22 protein-coding genes are annotated in these 17322 nt (G+C 31.8%); 7 read left to right on the plus strand and 15 right to left on the minus strand.

The features are described 5' to 3' along the window. Positions 1 to 97: 97 nt before the first annotated feature. Positions 98 to 2254, plus strand: coding sequence for an NEAT domain-containing protein (locus tag JMUB898_RS08995; RefSeq protein ID WP_002442222.1), 2157 nt, complete (start codon positions 98 to 100; stop codon positions 2252 to 2254). 145 nt (positions 2255 to 2399) lie between these two features. Here the strand turns inward: JMUB898_RS08995 and rpmF are convergent, their stop codons facing one another. Further along, on the minus strand, positions 2400 to 2573 hold the full coding sequence (gene rpmF, locus JMUB898_RS09000; RefSeq protein ID WP_002442221.1) for a 50S ribosomal protein L32: 174 nt from the start codon (positions 2571 to 2573) through the stop codon (positions 2400 to 2402). Between the two features lie 76 nt (positions 2574 to 2649). Then, positions 2650 to 3207: a YceD family protein gene (locus JMUB898_RS09010; RefSeq protein ID WP_002442220.1), complete on the minus strand. Its 558-nt coding sequence runs from the start codon at positions 3205 to 3207 to the stop codon at positions 2650 to 2652. 126 nt (positions 3208 to 3333) lie between these two features. Between JMUB898_RS09010 and JMUB898_RS09015 the strand changes: the two genes are divergently transcribed. Continuing rightward, the gene (locus tag JMUB898_RS09015) at positions 3334 to 4467 is read left to right on the plus strand and encodes a nucleotidyltransferase (RefSeq protein WP_002442219.1); all 1134 of its coding nucleotides are present in this window, start codon (positions 3334 to 3336) and stop codon (positions 4465 to 4467) included. 78 nt (positions 4468 to 4545) lie between these two features. Here JMUB898_RS09015 and coaD read toward each other — a convergent pair whose 3' ends face one another. Together coaD and rsmD are read right to left on the minus strand one after the other, a co-directional pair. After that, on the minus strand, positions 4546 to 5031 hold the full coding sequence (coaD, locus tag JMUB898_RS09020; RefSeq protein ID WP_037541352.1) for a pantetheine-phosphate adenylyltransferase: 486 nt from the start codon (positions 5029 to 5031) through the stop codon (positions 4546 to 4548). A gap of 1 nt (position 5032) precedes the next feature. Further along, positions 5033 to 5575 (minus strand): 16S rRNA (guanine(966)-N(2))-methyltransferase RsmD, encoded by a 543-nt coding sequence (gene rsmD, locus JMUB898_RS09025; protein WP_002442216.1) that lies wholly within the window; start codon positions 5573 to 5575, stop codon positions 5033 to 5035. 68 nt (positions 5576 to 5643) lie between these two features. Here rsmD and JMUB898_RS09030 point away from each other — a divergent pair, with 68 nt between their 5' ends. Next, complete coding sequence (locus JMUB898_RS09030; RefSeq protein WP_002442215.1) at positions 5644 to 6033, plus strand: DUF7147 family protein; 390 nt, start codon at positions 5644 to 5646, stop codon at positions 6031 to 6033. 11 nt (positions 6034 to 6044) lie between these two features. Here JMUB898_RS09030 and JMUB898_RS09035 read toward each other — a convergent pair whose 3' ends face one another. Then, a complete protein-coding gene (locus tag JMUB898_RS09035; protein ID WP_002442214.1) occupies positions 6045 to 6296 on the minus strand; it encodes a DUF2129 domain-containing protein in 252 nt (83 codons plus the stop codon). Between the two features lie 219 nt (positions 6297 to 6515). Between JMUB898_RS09035 and JMUB898_RS09040 the strand changes: the two genes are divergently transcribed. After that, the gene (locus tag JMUB898_RS09040) at positions 6516 to 7442 is read left to right on the plus strand and encodes a lysophosphatidylglycerol phospholipase D (protein ID WP_002442213.1); all 927 of its coding nucleotides are present in this window, start codon (positions 6516 to 6518) and stop codon (positions 7440 to 7442) included. 314 nt (positions 7443 to 7756) lie between these two features. Here JMUB898_RS09040 and JMUB898_RS09045 read toward each other — a convergent pair whose 3' ends face one another. The 6 genes from JMUB898_RS09045 to JMUB898_RS09070 all read right to left on the minus strand — a co-directional run bounded on the left by JMUB898_RS09045 (position 7757) and on the right by JMUB898_RS09070 (position 10931). Beyond that, entirely contained in the window at positions 7757 to 8185 is a 429-nt protein-coding gene (locus tag JMUB898_RS09045; RefSeq protein ID WP_037541351.1) for a DUF1433 domain-containing protein, read from the minus strand. Positions 8186 to 8250: 65 nt separating this feature from the next. After that, complete coding sequence (locus tag JMUB898_RS09050; RefSeq protein WP_002442210.1) at positions 8251 to 8688, minus strand: DUF1433 domain-containing protein; 438 nt, start codon at positions 8686 to 8688, stop codon at positions 8251 to 8253. Between the two features lie 65 nt (positions 8689 to 8753). Next, positions 8754 to 9191 (minus strand): DUF1433 domain-containing protein, encoded by a 438-nt coding sequence (locus JMUB898_RS09055; protein ID WP_002442209.1) that lies wholly within the window; start codon positions 9189 to 9191, stop codon positions 8754 to 8756. 296 nt (positions 9192 to 9487) lie between these two features. After that, a complete protein-coding gene (locus tag JMUB898_RS09060) occupies positions 9488 to 9925 on the minus strand; it encodes a DUF1433 domain-containing protein (protein WP_002442208.1) in 438 nt (145 codons plus the stop codon). A 67-nt stretch (positions 9926 to 9992) separates the two neighbouring features. Then, positions 9993 to 10421, minus strand: coding sequence for a DUF1433 domain-containing protein (locus tag JMUB898_RS09065; protein WP_037541350.1), 429 nt, complete (start codon positions 10419 to 10421; stop codon positions 9993 to 9995). A gap of 69 nt (positions 10422 to 10490) precedes the next feature. Continuing rightward, positions 10491 to 10931: a DUF1433 domain-containing protein gene (locus tag JMUB898_RS09070; RefSeq protein WP_002442206.1), complete on the minus strand. Its 441-nt coding sequence runs from the start codon at positions 10929 to 10931 to the stop codon at positions 10491 to 10493. 40 nt (positions 10932 to 10971) lie between these two features. On the opposite strand from JMUB898_RS09070, the gene JMUB898_RS09075 reads away from it, so the two are divergent. Together JMUB898_RS09075 and JMUB898_RS09080 are read left to right on the plus strand one after the other, a co-directional pair. After that, complete coding sequence (locus JMUB898_RS09075; protein ID WP_002442203.1) at positions 10972 to 12507, plus strand: hypothetical protein; 1536 nt, start codon at positions 10972 to 10974, stop codon at positions 12505 to 12507. A gap of 13 nt (positions 12508 to 12520) precedes the next feature. Beyond that, entirely contained in the window at positions 12521 to 12820 is a 300-nt protein-coding gene (locus tag JMUB898_RS09080) for a hypothetical protein (protein ID WP_037541348.1), read from the plus strand. 171 nt (positions 12821 to 12991) lie between these two features. Here the strand turns inward: JMUB898_RS09080 and JMUB898_RS09085 are convergent, their stop codons facing one another. From JMUB898_RS09085 to cyoE, 4 genes are all read right to left on the minus strand, one after another. Then, complete coding sequence (locus tag JMUB898_RS09085) at positions 12992 to 13426, minus strand: YlbF/YmcA family competence regulator (protein WP_002442199.1); 435 nt, start codon at positions 13424 to 13426, stop codon at positions 12992 to 12994. A gap of 18 nt (positions 13427 to 13444) precedes the next feature. Then, a complete protein-coding gene (locus JMUB898_RS09090) occupies positions 13445 to 14488 on the minus strand; it encodes a CAP-associated domain-containing protein (protein ID WP_002442198.1) in 1044 nt (347 codons plus the stop codon). A 190-nt stretch (positions 14489 to 14678) separates the two neighbouring features. After that, complete coding sequence (locus tag JMUB898_RS09095; RefSeq protein WP_037541344.1) at positions 14679 to 15140, minus strand: DUF420 domain-containing protein; 462 nt, start codon at positions 15138 to 15140, stop codon at positions 14679 to 14681. Between the two features lie 25 nt (positions 15141 to 15165). Continuing rightward, the gene (gene cyoE / locus JMUB898_RS09100; RefSeq protein WP_037541341.1) at positions 15166 to 16077 is read right to left on the minus strand and encodes a heme o synthase; all 912 of its coding nucleotides are present in this window, start codon (positions 16075 to 16077) and stop codon (positions 15166 to 15168) included. 333 nt (positions 16078 to 16410) lie between these two features. On the opposite strand from cyoE, the gene JMUB898_RS09105 reads away from it, so the two are divergent. Then, entirely contained in the window at positions 16411 to 17319 is a 909-nt protein-coding gene (locus JMUB898_RS09105; RefSeq protein ID WP_037541339.1) for a COX15/CtaA family protein, read from the plus strand. The last annotated feature ends 3 nt before the right edge of the window (positions 17320 to 17322 follow it).

Genomic DNA, 17322 nt, shown 5'->3' on the forward strand with positions numbered 1-17322 from the left:
AAATACTATTCAATTTAAAAATAAATAGTGTATAATAATCTTAAGCTAATTGATAAGGTTTATCATTTAGAAATCTATCTTAGGAGTTGTTAACAACATGAACAAACATCAGAAGAATCATACACTAAGGTATGCCAATTACTTTTCCATTCGTAAATTAACAGTTGGCGTAGCTTCAATCACATTAGGAACTGCCCTCTTCCTAAGTTCAAGTCACGATGCACAAGCAGCAGAAAATTCATCTACTCAATCAGATACTAAGACAACAACTACTACTGGTCAAAACAGCGACGGTACACCCCCTACTGGAACAGCTACAACGACTAATACGTCTAATCATAAAAACCAAGCAGATTCATCGCAAAACCAAAACAACATTCAACCATCGACTACACCAACAAACAATTCAAGTTCACAAACAACAACCAAACCTAACAGCCAATCAGACAAAAAGATTACCGCTAAGGACTATCAAGCTACAACTTACAAGAATCTTTACGACGATGTAGTCTACGATAAAAGTAAATTACATAAAGAACTTCCGCTCTTCGTAAGTGGTCACTTTAGAAATGCGATGAACAATGAAGAAACTTCTCTTTATGAAGGTGCGCTGAATCCTAACGTTAAAATTGAAAAAGTAAATGATTTATATAAATACACTGTACGCTTACACCCTGGAATTGCAGATGTGGGTGGCGAATTTTATGACTTTGACCTTTTCAAAATGGAATACAAAGACCAACCATTAGAATTAAGAACAATCAATGACAAGAATAGAATTAAAGAATTCTCTGTAACTTCAAAAGATTTATTAGAAAAAATCCAACTTACTGGTACGACTAAATATCCGGAAAATGTTAATAATCCAAGCAAAGGTCGAGACCAAGCACATGACGTAACACTTCAATTGTATTATGACAGTGCTCGAAAATTTAATGATGCGCTATGGAACGACCCTAAAGAAGTACCATCAAAGCCAGCTAAACCGGCTAAAGCTACACCTTCTACAACACAAACAAAACCAGCAAATCAAACAACAGCATCGACTCAATCATCTGTAGCAGATCATGAAGTCGAAGCAAACAAAGTTCCTAATGCATATCCAGTTACAATTCAAGGTGAATTAAAATATCAAAAAGATAATTCTCAAACTTCTACTTATGCTAATTTGTTTGAAAAAGACGTCAAAGTTGAAAAAGATGGAGACAAGTTCAAATATACTTTTAAAGTAAAAGAAGCAAACGGTAACACACTTATCACAAAGAGAACGAAGTATCAATTCTCTAAAATTACTCACAACGGTGAAAATGTACTATTAACTGAACAAGCTGATAAAGTGAAAGAAGCAGTTTTAACTACGGATAAATTATTAGATAAAATTCAACTTAAAACAACTGTAGTTTCTAAATATGACAAAGCTGGTAATGAAGTAGATACTACCCTTGATCTCGACTTCCCTATTGTGGAAAAACCGCAGACCGATACTACTAACAATGCAACTACAAATACAACTGAAGTCACTCCTGTCAAAACAGAGTTTGAAAATGCAACGCCAACGCCTACAGTATTAAAAGATGAAAAAGCCGTTGATTTCTCTGTACTGAAAAGCTTAAAAGATCAACCGTCAGTATTGGAGAATTATATTCAAAAACCTTTCAAAGTAGCCGTTGATGAAAAAGGTAATCAACTTGTTGTTCTTACATTAAACAATGATTCTTATTGGAAAGAATTTAAAGTTGAAGGTACACGTGCAACAACAATTGCTAAAGATAAAGAACATGATACACGTACTATCACGTTCCCTTACGTAGAAGGTAAGAAAGTCTATCAGGCGTTTGTAAGCGTTGAAGTACCTAAAATCGGTTATAAAGGAAATTACAAAATTAGAATTGTAAATAATGATCCGAAGAAAGAGCCTGAGAAAGTATCTGAAAGAATCCCGAATAAAGAACCTGAGACACCACACATGAAGGATCCGAATAAAACACCAACTACACCAACTCATAAAAAGGAAACAATCAAAATCACTAAAAAAGACGAGACAAAAGTGAAAGGTAAAAAGACTACTAATGATGACAAGTCTAGCACTAAAAATAAAAAGCATGAAACTAAACATCAATCAGATAAATCTAAAACATTACCTAATACTGGTGTTGATACAACTACACCAACAATTTGGGCAAGTGTATTATCATTCTTCGCAGGTGTATTACTGTTAAAACGTCAAACACGTAAAAGTAATAAAAAACACTAATTTCATAAAGCATTCATCATAATTTGATGATGCACAATGACCTACAGTTACCTCTATCTAAAGCTGTAGGTCATTCTTATAAATGGGTATAAAAAAATCCAACAACCTCATACAGATTGTTGGATAAAAATAAATAAATTCTATATTATTTAGACACGATTTCTTCACCATTGTAAGAACCACAGTTTTTACATACACGGTGAGATAATTTGTATTCGCCACAGCTTGGGCATTCAGTCATACCAGGTACTGAAATTTTGAAATGCGTACGGCGTTTATTTTTTCTAGTTTTAGACGTTCTTCTTTTTGGTACTGCCATGATTAATCCTCCTTAGAATAGACACTTAATTCAAAATGTCAGTTCAATTAATACTATTATATCATTAATTAAACTGCTATTGCTCTTTATCGTATAATTGTTGTAATTTCTGAAGCCTTGGATCAACTTGCTTACTTTCAGAATCATCATTATCTTGTTCTTGTTGAACTTCAATCAATTGATCTTCATCAATGACTTCCCAACCATTACCTTCTGTTAGCATATGATTGCTATTTTCAGAGAAGGCGCGCATAGGCTTTTCAATAATTACAAGTTCTTCAGCAATGTCTTTAATATTAATCATACCGTCGGAAACAAGATGATAATGTTCATCTTCTTGTTCTTCACTATCGATATAATCATTATAGCCCTCTAAGTCAAAAACTTCTGAAGTTGTTACATCTAACGGCACTTCAACTGGTACAAGTGTACGTGCACAAGGCATCGTATATGTTCCAGTCACATGCATATCAGCAATGACTTCATTGGATTTCACTGTTAATTGGCCTTCAACATTTATTTCTGATAGATCAATTAAATCTAATGATTCTTTCAAATGATCAAAATGAGCCGTTTGGTTAAACTCAAATGGCTTACCTTGATACTTTCTTAATTGTGTTATTGACCATTTCATATGGCTTCACCTCTAACAAGCACAAAATTTATTTTAACTTTCCCAACAAAAGTTGTCAAGATTTTTTCTTAACATATATAGTTCTGTTACAATACTAATGATGAATACTGAAAGGACGAATTGCAAATGAAAAGTGTTGGCCTCATTACTGAATATAATCCTTTTCATAATGGGCATTTATATCATGCTCAACAATCTAAACAACGCTCTAATTCAAATGTAACAATTGCGTTGATGAGTGGCAACTTTGTTATGCGTGGTGAACCTGCCATCTACAATAAATTCACTCGAACTGAAATGGCGCTCACAGGCGTTGATTTAGTGGTTGAACTTCCGCTTCTCGCTAGCCTATCTTCGGGTGATACTTTTGCGGAAATGGCTGTGAAAGTGGCGCAATACCTTGATATCGATACCATTTCTTTTGGAAGTGAAAGTGCAGATTTGAATGATCTTCAACAACTTGCAGATCAAATTTCAACTTTAGAAAGTCATCCTGATTTTAAAAGTAAACTTAAAGAAGGCAAGAGTTATCCTCGTATATTAAGTGAACTCACGGATAGCCATGAACTCTTACAATCCCCTAACAACTTGCTAGGAATGAGTTACCTTAAAGCAATCAATCAATTCGCGCCTCAAATAGAAGCGATGACAATTAAACGAGAAGGTTCACATCATCACCATTCAGAAATAACGCATCATCAATTTGCGAGTGGTACATCGATACGTCAGTCTCTGCTACAGGGAAATCATCATTGGCGAAACGTCGTTCCACAAGTAGCTCATAATTTATATAAATCACCACATGTTTCAGCAGAAGATACATTTCCGTTCATTAAATATCAATTAACCGTGCAACATCAAGAAGACTTGAAATCCATATATAATATAAATGAAGGATTTGAAAATCGATTGAAATCAATGATTCAACAGAGTCATTCATTTAAAGCGTTTATGCAGAATCTTAAAACTAAACGTTACACTTATACACATATTCAGCGCATTCTTATGACCATATTATTGAATATAAAGTCTCAAGATGTACATAAAGATATACATGCTGTAAGAATATTAGGAATGAACGACGTAGGTAGAAATTATTTAAAACATTTAAAAAATAAATTTCCTGAACGTCAATATATTACCAATATTAACCAAAAAAATGCCCACTATTTCCAAAATGAAATTAAAGCAACACACGTGTATAATTTAATGAGTCATCAAACACAAACCGATTTCAATACACCCATCATACGTAAATAAAACCATTTCAACCCGAACCATACAGCAATTTCAATAGTTATTGATTGCAAAGCTGGTACACGTTGAAATGGTTATTTTTTAAACATCAAACTTGTCTTTTAGCGCCTTCTCTACATGTGGCGGCACGAAAGCTGAAATATCCGCTTTATACGCTGCTACTTCTTTAACAATGCTTGAACTAATAAACGAATATTTAGTACTCGTCATCATATACATCGTTTCAATGTCACTATTCAGTTTTTTATTCATCGACGTCAATCGCAACTCGTATTCAAAATCACTGACCGCTCTAAGACCTCTAATAATTGTCTTAGCTCCAACTTGATCACAGAAATCGACGAGTAATCCATTAAAATGATGAACTTCAACATTCGATAAATGTTGGACTGAATCTTTGATTAAATCTATTCGTTCTTCTGAATCAAATGTTCCACCTTTGCTGCTATTCTTTAACACACAAACATGAATCTCATCAAAGCGATCGGCACTTCGTTCTATAATGTCTAAATGACCGTATGTAATAGGATCGAAACTACCGGGAATAACTGCTCTTGTCTTACTCATATTATTCTCCTTTTTCAAGTAACAAAGTATCTGTTAAACCATAATGATAACGCTTAATCAATTGGAATGGCTCATATTGAATATCCTCATGATTACTAAACTCACAAACGATAATACCATTTTCTTTTAATAAATTAAACTCCGAAATTCTCTCAATCGCCTCATCTATGAGTCCCTTTTTATAAGGTGGATCTAGGAAGATGATATCAAATTGTATCTCACGTTTAGCGAGTGCTTTAAGCGCTCTATCAGCATTGTTCTTATAAACTTCAGCTTGTGACATGAGATCTAATTGGTTTAAATTCGCCTTTATCACTTTAACTGCTTTAAAGTTTTGATCCACGAAAATGACTTTCTCCATACCACGCGACAATGCTTCTATACCAAGGGCACCGCTTCCTGCAAACAAGTCTAACCCCAAACCTGAAACCTCGTGCAAACTATTAAAGATGCCCTCTTTTACTTTATCCATAGTTGGACGGGTATTTCGCCCTTCTAGACTTTCTAAAGCTTTACTTTTATGTTTTCCTGCTATTACACGCATTTGCTCACACTTCCATTTCAATAGGTTATTTAATATAATTTGTTGTAACAAAGGAGAATGATAATCTTATGAAACAATCATTTATCAAAATCGGAGAAGGTTTAACCGACTTGTTCGAATTCACTACGCTCATCGAGTATAATCATCCCCGAATTAATCGCATCATTTACTTTCATTCACCACAATCTGAGAAACAATTATCCTCAGTAGCAATGGTTATGAATCCAACATCTGGCAATCATTTTCAAGCGATGTACATCATGGTTAATGCCCTTAACTATCCTTATCCAGATGGTAACAAGAAATTCGACATCATCAATACAGAAGCTGAAAAGTACGATATCCCAGTCGTCGGCATTGATGTACAACCGCCCGAGACCTATCCTGACTTAGATTTATACTTTAACTATCTAATCAGTGTCTTACGACTCCAACGTTGGATTCCACCTTTACAATAAACGATATTTTCTTAAAGCATTTCATGTTTTTCTTTCTCATACGTTTTCTTTAGAAATTTATAAGGTGATCCGTCGATTGCGCGAACGTATTTAAGTTGCATCAATTTATGAACAATGCTATCAGCATCCGCTTCGTCAACATACATGACGACATATTTTCTTTGTTTATTTGAATGAACTATATGTCCATATTTTCTAATTTGACGTTCATGCTTAATATGCTTTAAATAAATAATTAAACTTACTCTAGGAATTAAATTCATATCTCGCTCACTCCATTATTTATACATTTGTAATCATATCACGTCTGTGTGCGTATTGAAATCACTATGACACGTCTCTGAGTGTTGTTTATTTATACTATTTATAATTTTATTTTTGGAAAATGAATTCCCTCATCAACTATGACACGATATCGATATGATTTAATATTAGGATAATATTTGTTAAGCTAATTCTATTAAAAACGAGGAGGCTCACATATGAGTAACACTAAAAAATGGTTGATTAATGGTACCATAGCTACAGCTGGGATACTTGGCAGCTTATTCTACTTCAATAAGAATAAATCACCAAAAGAAGTTAAAACAATCCCTGAATTCTTCTCTGGTCAAGCACCCTACTTATTTGCGCATAGAGGTGGCATGGCTGTTCGACCTGAACAAACACAATTAGCATTTGACAATGCTGTGGAACACGGATTAGATGGATTTGAAACGGATGTACGTTTAACTCAAGACGGTAAATTAATCGTCTTTCATGACGCACTTGTCGACCGTACGACCAATGGTTCAGGTAAAGTGAGCGAACACACATTAGAAGAATTGAAACAATTAGATGCAGGGTATCATTTTACAGATATTAATGGGGATACACCATATCGTAACCACCCTCATGCTAAAATTCTTTCATTTGAAGAACTACTTCAAATGTATCCAAATATGTATATCAATGTAGATTTAAAAGACGCTCCAAATACGTACGAAGGACGTCTCGCTCCTGAAATCATGTACAACAATATTGTTAAACACCAAGCTCAAGACCGTGTGCTAGTCACAAGTTTCCATAAAACTCAAATCCAACGTTTTGTCGAATACAGTAAAGGAGAAATAGCAGTCGGTGCAAGCCAAGCTGAAGTTGCTGAAGGCTTCATTAAATTTAATTGCATGCTTGGAAACACATTTACTCCACAAGCGGATACGTTTCAAATGCCAACAGAATTTAAAGGCATTCCATTGACCTCTAAACGCTTTATCGATTGGCTAAATCTTAATAATATCGTACCAGGTTTCTATGGTATTAATAGTATTGATTTAATGACAGACTTGTATCATAAAGGCGTTCATACCATAGTCACTGACCGCCCTGACCTAGCAAAGCAATTTAAAGAAACCTTACTTAATAATTAAAACTGTATGAGGCAGGAACGGAAATATAATTTTGCAAAATTATATTTATTGTCTCACACCCAACTTGCATTGTTTACGGAACTTCTTAAAAAAGAAATTCTCTATGTTGGAGCCCAAGATGGCTACGATTGAAAGAACATTATATATGCGCACTTTCAATTCAACCATCTACAGCCAATTTGTTAAAAAGTACTGAGATAATCAATGATGCCTCAAATTTTGATCGATATAATTGGGATATGAAATAAAATGATGTGCACTCCTAAATCTCTTTAGAAGTGCACATCATTTTTGTTTTATATTTTAATGTACGGTTAAAACCAGAAAAATGCCGGAGGGTCTGCTTCATATTTCGATTTATCTAGATGTTCTTTTTTGATTATTTCATCAGGTGTCCAACTATCTTTAGGGTCTTCCTGATTAAAAATTTTCCCTAAAGTTTTAGGATTGTAGCTTATATTTCCAGTATATTGATTATTATCATCTATATATATGGGAGCCTTAAAATTATAATCTTTCTTACCATTGACATAACCATCTATAAAGTAGTCTCCCATTGGATTTTTCTCAACTTTAGTTATTTTCATAGCAGTATATTTTTTTAGGTTATATTTAAAATATAAATCAATTCTACTTTTTTGAGTTTCGATATAATGATTCTTTTTACTTACATGGGAAATATATCCTACAGCTATTAATATTGTCATAATTAAGATTATGAACAACAGTGTTTTCTTTCGCATTAATAATCTCTCTTTTCTATTTTAAGTTGACTAATATAGAAATCAAAGCTATAAAATTATATTAATTAAAACCAGAAAAATGCCGGAGGATCTGCTTCGTATTTTGATTTATCTAGATGTTCTTTCTTGATAATCTCATCAATATTTATCGAATCGCCTGTCTCTTCATTTTTTAATAACTTCCCAAAAGTCTTAGGATTATAGATTAAATCACCTATAAATTGAAGATTATCTACAGTAGATATTTGAGCTTTGAAATGATATTTTTTATTTTTATTAATATAACCACTTACAAAGTAAGCTCCCGTCGGATTCTTTCTAAATGAAGTTACATGCATAGAGTTATAATTTTTTAGATTATATTTGAAATATAAATTTAGGCGTTCCTCTTGAGTTTCTATGTAATTTTCTTTCTTATTTTTATGTAGAGTATATCCTATAGTTAAACAAATGATTGCAGCTATAACGATGAGAAGGATTATTTTATTTTTACTATTTTTCATTGATAACCTCTCTTTTTAATATATTTTCAGGATATTATATCTCAGGAAAATAACAAAAATGATAATCAAAAAATAAAAAACAATGGTGGATATGCTTCATATTTTGATTTATCTAAATGCTCTTTTTTGATTATCTCATCAGGTTTCCACTGATTTTTAGATTCATTTTCTTTAAATAGCTTTTTTAAAGTTTTACCATTATAACTAATTCTTCCATTAAATTGAAAATTACTATCATAAGAAACAGTTGCGCTAAAATTGTAATCTTTATCATGATTAACATAACCATAGAAAAAGTATCCTCCCATTGGATTTTTTTCAACTTTAACAATCTTCATAGAGTCATACTTTTTTAGGTTATATTTAAAATATAGGTCTATTCTTTTTTCTTGGGTTTCTATAAAATTATCTTTCTTATTTTTATGCAAAATATATCCTATAGTTAAACAAATGAGTACAGTTAAAACTGAGCAAAGGAGTATTTTCTTTTTTTTATTTTTCATAAATAACTTCCTTTTGTAGATTTTCTAATTAGAATATAAAGATTTTGAAAGTAGAAAAATACATTACCGATAATCAGTAAACAATTATAGATATACTTCAAATTACAATCTAACTAAATCAATCAAACTCCCTATATGTTTATAAAAGTTACTCCAAACCTCAAATCTATTAAATTTTAAAATATTAAACAAATTAAAAATGTTTCCATATTATTAATTTATAATAAATTAATATGCACCACTAAAGTTGGATTTTTATATAACTTTGTGTGTGCACATCAGTTCTTATAATATTTCTAAAACCATATAAATAATGGTGGATTAGCTTCGTACTTTGTTTTATCTAAATGTTCTTTTTTGATTATTTCGTCAGGTTTCCACTTATTCTTTGGTTCTTCCTCTTTAAATAACTTTCCCAAAGTTTTGGGATTATAGTTTATCATTCCATTATATTGATTATTATCTTCAATAGACAAGAAAGCTTTAAAATCATAATCTTTCTTACCATTGACATAACCATCTATAAAGTAGTCTCCCATTGGATTCTTTTCAACTTTAGTTATTTTCATAGAAGTATATTTTTTTAGGTTATATTTGAAATATAAATCAATTCTACTTTTTTGAGTTTCGATATAATGATTCTTTTTATTCACATGTGAAATATATCCTATACCTGTAATTAATAATACAATCACAAATATAATTATAGGAATAAGTATTTTCTTATTTTTCATCAATAATCTATCCTTTTGTCATTTTTAACGATAGCATAGCTATTAGAAATCATCATAAAATGTATGTCTAAAACCAGACCAACATTGGTGGATTAGCTTCGTACTTTGTTTTATCTAAATGTTCTTTTTTGATTATTTCGCCAGGTTTCCACTTATTCTTTGGTTCATCCTCTTTAAATAACTTCCCCAAAGTAGCTTGAGGATACCTTATGATTCCATTAAACTGAAAGTTATGCTCATAAAAGCAATATGCAGTAAAATAATAATCTTTATCATTATTAATGTAACCTTTTATTAAATAATCTCCCATTGGATTTTTTTGAACTTTAGTTATTTTCATAGAACCATATTTTCTTAAGTTATATTTAAAATATAAATCGAGTCTACTTTTCTGAACTTCTATAAAGTGATTCTTTTTACTTACATGGGCAATATATCCTACAGCCATTAATATTGTTATAATTAAGATTATGCACATCAGTACTTTCTTTCTCATTAATAATCTCTCTTTTCTATTTTAAGTTGAATAATATAGAAATTAAGCAAAGCTACAAAATTATATTAATTAAAACCAGAAAAATGCCGGAGGATCTGCTTCGTATTTTGTCTTATCTAAATCATGTTTTTTTATAATGTCACTTGGATTTAACATGTTTTTAGGATTATCCTTCTTAAATAATTTTCCTAGTGTTTTAGGATTGTACCCAACATCCCCATTAAATTGATAATTATTCGTACCTGTTATTAAAGCATGAAAATAAAACTTCTTCTTATTATTTATATAACCCTTAACAAAATACCCTCCCATTGGATCTTTTTTAAAACTAGTAGTTTTCATGGACTTATAATTATTAATATTGTATTTGAAATATAAATCTATTCTTCTTTCTTGAGTTTCCATATAGTTAATCTTATTTTTATGAGATAAGTATCCACATATCAAAATAAATGTTAGTATAGTAATTAATATAATTAAAATTATTTTTAGTTTCTTTGTTTTTTTCATAGTGTACCTCATTTCACTTTTAATTAAGGAGTTATTAATTATGAGACTTTTAGATGACGATTCTAAATCTATTTCACATTTATCGTATCAATCACTAAATTTAAATAGTTATTACAATATTAATGGAAAAAAAATGAAAGTAATTGAAAAACGTGATGACACTCAAAATGGATTACGTGCTTATGCTTTTGCTCCAGTAAAAAATGGTAAACCTGATAAAAAGCATATTATTATGGGATATGCTGGCACAGATCCTTTCAGTATTCATGATATATTTACAGATGCTCAACTTCGATTTTATAATAACACAAAAAAACCTAAAATTAATAATTATTATAAAAATTTAAATCATACTACAATCAATAAAAGCTATAATGACTTTTCTGATGATAATGATATTGTTAATAGTACCTATAATGTGACTAAAGAAGCTTTTAAAAATAGTTTTAGTTTGCAAAATACTTTAAATTCACCGAATTTATTAAAACGTAAGTTTCCAATTACAAATGCTTATGATTCTTCAAAAATGGTACCTACTCAAATGGCAGAGAGCGTTGCTTTTACTAAAGCGATAAAAGAGAAATATCCTAATAGTCACATTTACGGTGCTGCACATAGTTTAGGATCAGTACATGCTCAAATGAATACAGTATTTGGCAATATAGAAGGAGCCACTACGTTTGGTGCTCCAAATGTAAATGAAACGTTTTCTAAGAATTATCAAAATAAAATTGATTCCCGTCAATTTGAACAAACCGTGAGAAATATAGGACATCCAGATGACATGATTAATAATTTGACATTTGGAAAGGACCGAATTGGTTCAAATATTGTCGCCTTTCCTCATATTAATAAAGGATTATTTATACCATTTTTAGATCAACATTCTATTGCTAATTATGATGATTTTGTTAAAGGTGGTAACATTCATGAAATGTCAAAATCTGAGTTAGCTCAATACAGAAAAGCACAAAAATTAAGTTTATCGTATAAAACGTTTGGCATACCCATGAGTTACAATGATTATATCCAAATTATGAATAAGAAAGTTAAAGATGACAAAGACTCTACTACTAAGAGTAAAAATAAATCGAAAAGTTCCTTTTCTAAAAGCGTCAATCCCTTTTCTGATAGTATGGTTAGGATTGGACTCGGCGGTATCGGTGGTAATGGTAAAAAAATAAAAATCCACTCTGATAAGGTTAAGAATATTGCTAATCAACTTAGAGAAAAAATCAATATATATGATAAGTTACTAAGTAAATTAGAAGAATATCAAAGAGATACAGCACGTGAAGCACGGCAAATTTTAAATAGGTATGAAAGGGAATTATTAGCAGGTTCTCATGAATTTATTAGTCCTAGTGAGTTAGAAGATTATATGGAGATGCTCGCTAAAGGCGGTTCTGCTGCGAACTTAAGATTTTATGATAACGGATTAATGGAAGATGTGATTCAAGACATCAAACAAAATCAAAAAAGCTTAATACAATTTGCCGAAAAACTTGATGAAGCTGCAGATCAATTTGAAGATAAAGATAAAGAAGAGAGTGATATATTCGGTTTATTTAGTTAAAGGAGATGAAAGAATGAATTCTGATAAATCTAAGCAAATGTTTAAAGAAAAGGAAAGACTTAGAGAATTAAAGGAAAGAATGCGTGCCGAAACACAAGATATGGTACTTGATGCTAAATCACACGTCAAAAGAGAAGAAAGACTTATTGAGGAAATGCTTCATGAGATTAATCAAGCAGGTCAAGGTATTGAAGAAGCTTTTGAGGGTGAAGCTAGCGAAGCTGCAATTAAAAGTATTGATAAAATCAAACAAAATAATAAGACGTTAGACACAAATTTTCACTCGCTTTTGAACACGTTTGAAATCGATTAATCATCCATACTAAATAAATATGCATCTCCTGTTCTATTGTCTGTCATTCATCTCATTTACCTATAACTCCAATAATAAAAAACACTTTCGATGGGGGCTTCATTTGTCTACCATCGAAAGTGTTTTTATAGTTAAATTAAATTTTTATATCATCTCATCTGTTCTCAACCATTATAATGAACAGTTACATGAACCACCTGTTGCGCATCCGTTATGTCCTGTTTGGAAGAACGGGTTGCCTGCTTCAATTTTCACATTTTCAGAAACTGCAAATGCTATTTTTGTCACTACTTCATCGATTAGGTTTTGGAGTGCGACTTCCTTTGTTTTGTAATCCATGACAACTGGAAGCATTTCATATGCACGTTTACGTTGACGTGTTTCCATCATAATTCGTTTATAGTCAGGGTGATATTTGCCAAATCTCATAACATCATCGTATTGATCTTTCGACTTTAAGAATGCTTGATAAAGTAAATGTGCTTCATCATCATTTTCCAAATAATCTTTAGCATGTTGATACGATTGATACACCTCTGATTGAACAATCATATCAGAGAGATTTTCTATTTCATCTAAAATTGATAACGTTTCTTCAGTAATCATGTTTTCACCCTTTCGATTTTATTTTTCCAAGAATATTAATGAATAATAATCTTTCATCACTTCGCCGCCCATTTCATCATATTTATTATTTAACATTCGAGAGCGATGAATGTCAGAGTTCATCCAACTATGGATTAATGTTGGTACATCGTCAAAGTCATACCCAACGTTCTGACTTGTAGATTTATATGTCACATTGTTTTCGTCTAATTGTTGCGTAAGGGCATTCTCAGTAAATTCAACACTATCTGATCCATTGTCTGTGGCTTCATATAGATTAATAGAGGCGATATGTGCAATATCATTATTCGTTTTAAGAGGTTTTAGACCTTTAAGATGTCTCATCTCATTTGTCACTTCGTATAATGTAATCAGCTGATTGGGATTTTGTTCATAAGGAATAGACGCTTGGTCATTTGAACTACTATTTTCTTGCTTATTAATTTTATAAGGTTGAAGTGCTGTTAGTGTATCTGCATCTATAAAGCGTACAGCTAAAATTTTATTTGTTTCTTGATCTGAATACACTTGGGCGTAAATGTTACCGTATTTAATTAATGTTTGTGTCTTCATATCTTCATCGGACATTTCGAATCGATATGTTTTACCCTTTGATTGAATTGTTGGTTCAGGATTAATACTTGTATTTTCAAAAAGATGAGAGGCACTTTCACCAATCTTTAATGGATTCACTTTAACGTTGTCCCCTGTGGCGTACACTGACGTAATGATATCTTTTTTAGTGCTTACAATATAATATTGGTCACTTTTTTTAAATATGTAATTCTTATAACCATTTTTAAAAGGATATGTTCGATCTGCTTGTCCATAGTGTTTCGTCATAAAGTCAATATTCTTACCTATCCATGTACCGACACCTTGTTTGGGTTTAGGATTTTCAGTATGATTGTTGGACTTCTCAAATTGCTCAGTATGATTACTTTTATTACCTTTATTCGGGTTCTCTAAGACATCAAATTTGAGACGTGGTGAGTAAAATAAATAAATTAAAAAAGTAATTAAAAAAATGACGCCTACTACTTTGATAACTAACTTTTTCATTTCTCACCCACCTCTAAAGAATTATATTTATTGTACAAAAATATTCTGCTATTTATCAAGACAAGTGGTCATACTTGTCTGACTATTTCATTTTCGTCACGTTAATTTGGTTTAATTTTAATAAAAAAACTGATAAAACCTCATATGAAGTCTCATCAGTATTGTGAAATAGATTGAACTAGTTTATGAACTAAAGTCCTAATGTTGCTTTAATTAATGACGTTGTTTCTCCACCTGGATAAAGTACATATAAAAGAATGTAAACAGCTACGCCTGTAATCGCAGTGAAGAACCAAATAATTGAAGCAATAGGTCCAATCTTTCTATGAATATTGAATTTATCTTTAAATGCTAAAATAATTTGAATTAATCCTAGCACGCCACCAATCGTAGCTAAATTAATATGGAAAACTAAAAAGATAGTGTAGTAAATCTTCACTGAGTCTGGACCACCGAAAGCGGTATTTCCAATAAAAATTGTTCTACTTGCATAAATAATAAAGAAAGTTAATGCAAAAATTGCTGCCCATAACATGACTTTTTTATGTTTATCAATTTGACGTTTCCAGATTAATCTCCAACCGATAGCGACTAATATCGCACTAATGACAATACATGAAGTACTGATCGTGGGTAAAATGGGTACGCTCATAAGTTTCATCCTTACTTAAGTAATTTTATATCATTTTTATTAATGAAACGACAACAACGAGTACGAAAAATACGACTAAGTAGTTCAATGAATAGATGAACATTTTTGTCGCCCATTTCGTTTGGTCTGAATCCTTTTTGAAGGTTGTAAATCCTAAAGCTAACCATCCTAGGTTGAGTAATGTAGCAATGACTACAAAAGTGACACCTAAGTTTGATAATAAGAATGGTAACGGCAATAAGAATATTAACCAAATAAACATGCTTATTCTCGTACGTTTGAAGCCTTTAACGGATGGTAACATTGGAATATTCGCTAATGAATATTCGTCGCTTCGTTTAATGGCCAATGCGTAAAAGTGAACCGGTTGCCAACAAAATACGACTAAGAATAGTGCAATGGCAGCCAAGCTCATTTGACCATCTATTGCTACCCAACCAATTAATGGCGGTACAGCACCTGGAAAGCTTCCTACAACAGTATTCCAAGTTGTGTGTCGTTTAGACCAAATGGAGTAATAAGAAACATATCCTACGATACCAATTAAACCTAAAACGCCTGATGGCACGTTTAATAAGAATAGACAAGCTTCACCTATTAACATCATCCCGAAGCTTAAAATTAATAAGTTTCTGTCTGAGATTCTATCGTTTACAGTTGGTCTACCTTGTTTACTAGGCATGATGCTGTCAATATCTTGATCGTAATAGTTATTTAACGCACATGCGCCCCCCATGATTAGGGTAGACCCAACAATCATCATCAATATTTGAGGAATAGACGATAGGAAGGAATGGTTTGTCATTACAACTGCAAGCCAAGCGCCTGCAAATGCAGGAATTAAGTTACCTTGAACGAGACCCATCTTAATAATTTGTTGTAATTCTTTGAAGGTTACACGGCCCGTATCCTGTGACAAAGTTTGATCTTTGTTCATAGTTCCCCTCCTTGAATTTTTCATATAGTACAATGATATAGCAATTTTTATTAAAAGACTAGGTTTTATAAAATTAAATTGTGACACTTTAGCGACATTATAAATCGTCGATTTTGTGACACAATTAAAAATGGTATTCTTGTTATAATAGGTTAAAAGTAAAAATATGTACATTAATCTAAAGTACTGAATCATCAAGTGTCATCACAAGTGTCTCATGAAGTAGTTTAAGGCTTAACTTTGAAGTTAAACTCATCGTTTAATTGATAATAAAGCTAGTTTCTACATATCATTTAAAAGTGAGTACTTTAGTTAATGATGGGGTGTTTATCATTGTTTAGAAAGCAAAACCTTAAATGGTTAGGTGTTTTAGCTACGATTATTATGACCTTTGTTCAATTAGGTGGCGCCCTCGTAACTAAAACAGGATCAGAAGATGGCTGTGGTTCATCATGGCCATTATGTAATGGTGCACTTCTTCCTCAAAACTTACCAATTCATACGATTATTGAGCTAAGTCACAGAGCAGTATCAGGTCTTTCTCTTATTGTTGTCCTTTGGTTAGTAATTACAGCGTGGAAGAATATTGGGTATATTAAAGAAATAAAACCACTTTCAATCATCAGTGTTGCTTTCTTACTTATCCAAGCACTTATTGGAGCTGCCGCCGTGATATGGCAACAAAATGCATATGTCCTAGCATTACATTTCGGTATTTCTTTAATTAGTTTTTCATCTGTATTTGTAATGACTTTAATTATATTCTCTGTCGACCAGAAATATGAAGCTGATGAATTATTTATTAAAAAGCCGCTTCGTACGTTGACATGGTTAATGGCCATTATTGTCTATCTTACAATTTATACGGGTGCATTGGTAAGACATACGAAATCAAGTCTTGCTTACGGTGCTTGGCCTGTACCTTTCAATGATATTGTGCCTCATAACGCACATGACTGGGTACAATTTGCACATAGAGGTATGGCGTTTATTACTTTCATGTGGATCATGTTCACATTTATTCACGCGATTAAGAATTATTCAGATAATCGTACTGTAAGATATGGCTATACAGCAGCGTTTATTTTAGTTATTTTACAAGTCATTACTGGTGCATTATCAGTGATTACGAATGTGAATTTAATCGTTGCATTATTCCATGCATTGTTTATTACATTCTTATTCGGTATGATCGCTTACTTCATCTTGTTGATGTTAAGAACAACTCGCAGTATGAAGTAACCT

Source organism: Staphylococcus caprae (assembly GCF_003966625.1).
GTDB classification, from domain to species: Bacteria; Bacillota; Bacilli; order Staphylococcales; family Staphylococcaceae; genus Staphylococcus; species Staphylococcus caprae.

Excerpts from the sequence above, each read along its gene's own strand:
- JMUB898_RS08995 (WP_002442222.1), top strand. The coding sequence starts at position 98 with ATGAACAAACATCAGAAGAATCATACACTAAGGTATGCCAATTACTTT.
- rpmF (WP_002442221.1), bottom strand. The coding sequence starts at position 2,573 with ATGGCAGTACCAAAAAGAAGAACGTCTAAAACTAGAAAAAATAAACGC.
- JMUB898_RS09010 (WP_002442220.1), bottom strand. The coding sequence starts at position 3,207 with ATGAAATGGTCAATAACACAATTAAGAAAGTATCAAGGTAAGCCATTT.
- JMUB898_RS09015 (WP_002442219.1), top strand. The coding sequence starts at position 3,334 with ATGAAAAGTGTTGGCCTCATTACTGAATATAATCCTTTTCATAATGGG.
- coaD (WP_037541352.1), bottom strand. The coding sequence starts at position 5,031 with ATGAGTAAGACAAGAGCAGTTATTCCCGGTAGTTTCGATCCTATTACA.
- rsmD (WP_002442216.1), bottom strand. The coding sequence starts at position 5,575 with ATGCGTGTAATAGCAGGAAAACATAAAAGTAAAGCTTTAGAAAGTCTA.
- JMUB898_RS09030 (WP_002442215.1), top strand. The coding sequence starts at position 5,644 with ATGAAACAATCATTTATCAAAATCGGAGAAGGTTTAACCGACTTGTTC.
- JMUB898_RS09035 (WP_002442214.1), bottom strand. The coding sequence starts at position 6,296 with ATGAATTTAATTCCTAGAGTAAGTTTAATTATTTATTTAAAGCATATT.
- JMUB898_RS09040 (WP_002442213.1), top strand. The coding sequence starts at position 6,516 with ATGAGTAACACTAAAAAATGGTTGATTAATGGTACCATAGCTACAGCT.
- JMUB898_RS09045 (WP_037541351.1), bottom strand. The coding sequence starts at position 8,185 with ATGCGAAAGAAAACACTGTTGTTCATAATCTTAATTATGACAATATTA.
- JMUB898_RS09050 (WP_002442210.1), bottom strand. The coding sequence starts at position 8,688 with ATGAAAAATAGTAAAAATAAAATAATCCTTCTCATCGTTATAGCTGCA.
- JMUB898_RS09055 (WP_002442209.1), bottom strand. The coding sequence starts at position 9,191 with ATGAAAAATAAAAAAAAGAAAATACTCCTTTGCTCAGTTTTAACTGTA.
- JMUB898_RS09060 (WP_002442208.1), bottom strand. The coding sequence starts at position 9,925 with ATGAAAAATAAGAAAATACTTATTCCTATAATTATATTTGTGATTGTA.
- JMUB898_RS09065 (WP_037541350.1), bottom strand. The coding sequence starts at position 10,421 with ATGAGAAAGAAAGTACTGATGTGCATAATCTTAATTATAACAATATTA.
- JMUB898_RS09070 (WP_002442206.1), bottom strand. The coding sequence starts at position 10,931 with ATGAAAAAAACAAAGAAACTAAAAATAATTTTAATTATATTAATTACT.
- JMUB898_RS09075 (WP_002442203.1), top strand. The coding sequence starts at position 10,972 with ATGAGACTTTTAGATGACGATTCTAAATCTATTTCACATTTATCGTAT.
- JMUB898_RS09080 (WP_037541348.1), top strand. The coding sequence starts at position 12,521 with ATGAATTCTGATAAATCTAAGCAAATGTTTAAAGAAAAGGAAAGACTT.
- JMUB898_RS09085 (WP_002442199.1), bottom strand. The coding sequence starts at position 13,426 with ATGATTACTGAAGAAACGTTATCAATTTTAGATGAAATAGAAAATCTC.
- JMUB898_RS09090 (WP_002442198.1), bottom strand. The coding sequence starts at position 14,488 with ATGAAAAAGTTAGTTATCAAAGTAGTAGGCGTCATTTTTTTAATTACT.
- JMUB898_RS09095 (WP_037541344.1), bottom strand. The coding sequence starts at position 15,140 with ATGAGCGTACCCATTTTACCCACGATCAGTACTTCATGTATTGTCATT.
- cyoE (WP_037541341.1), bottom strand. The coding sequence starts at position 16,077 with ATGAACAAAGATCAAACTTTGTCACAGGATACGGGCCGTGTAACCTTC.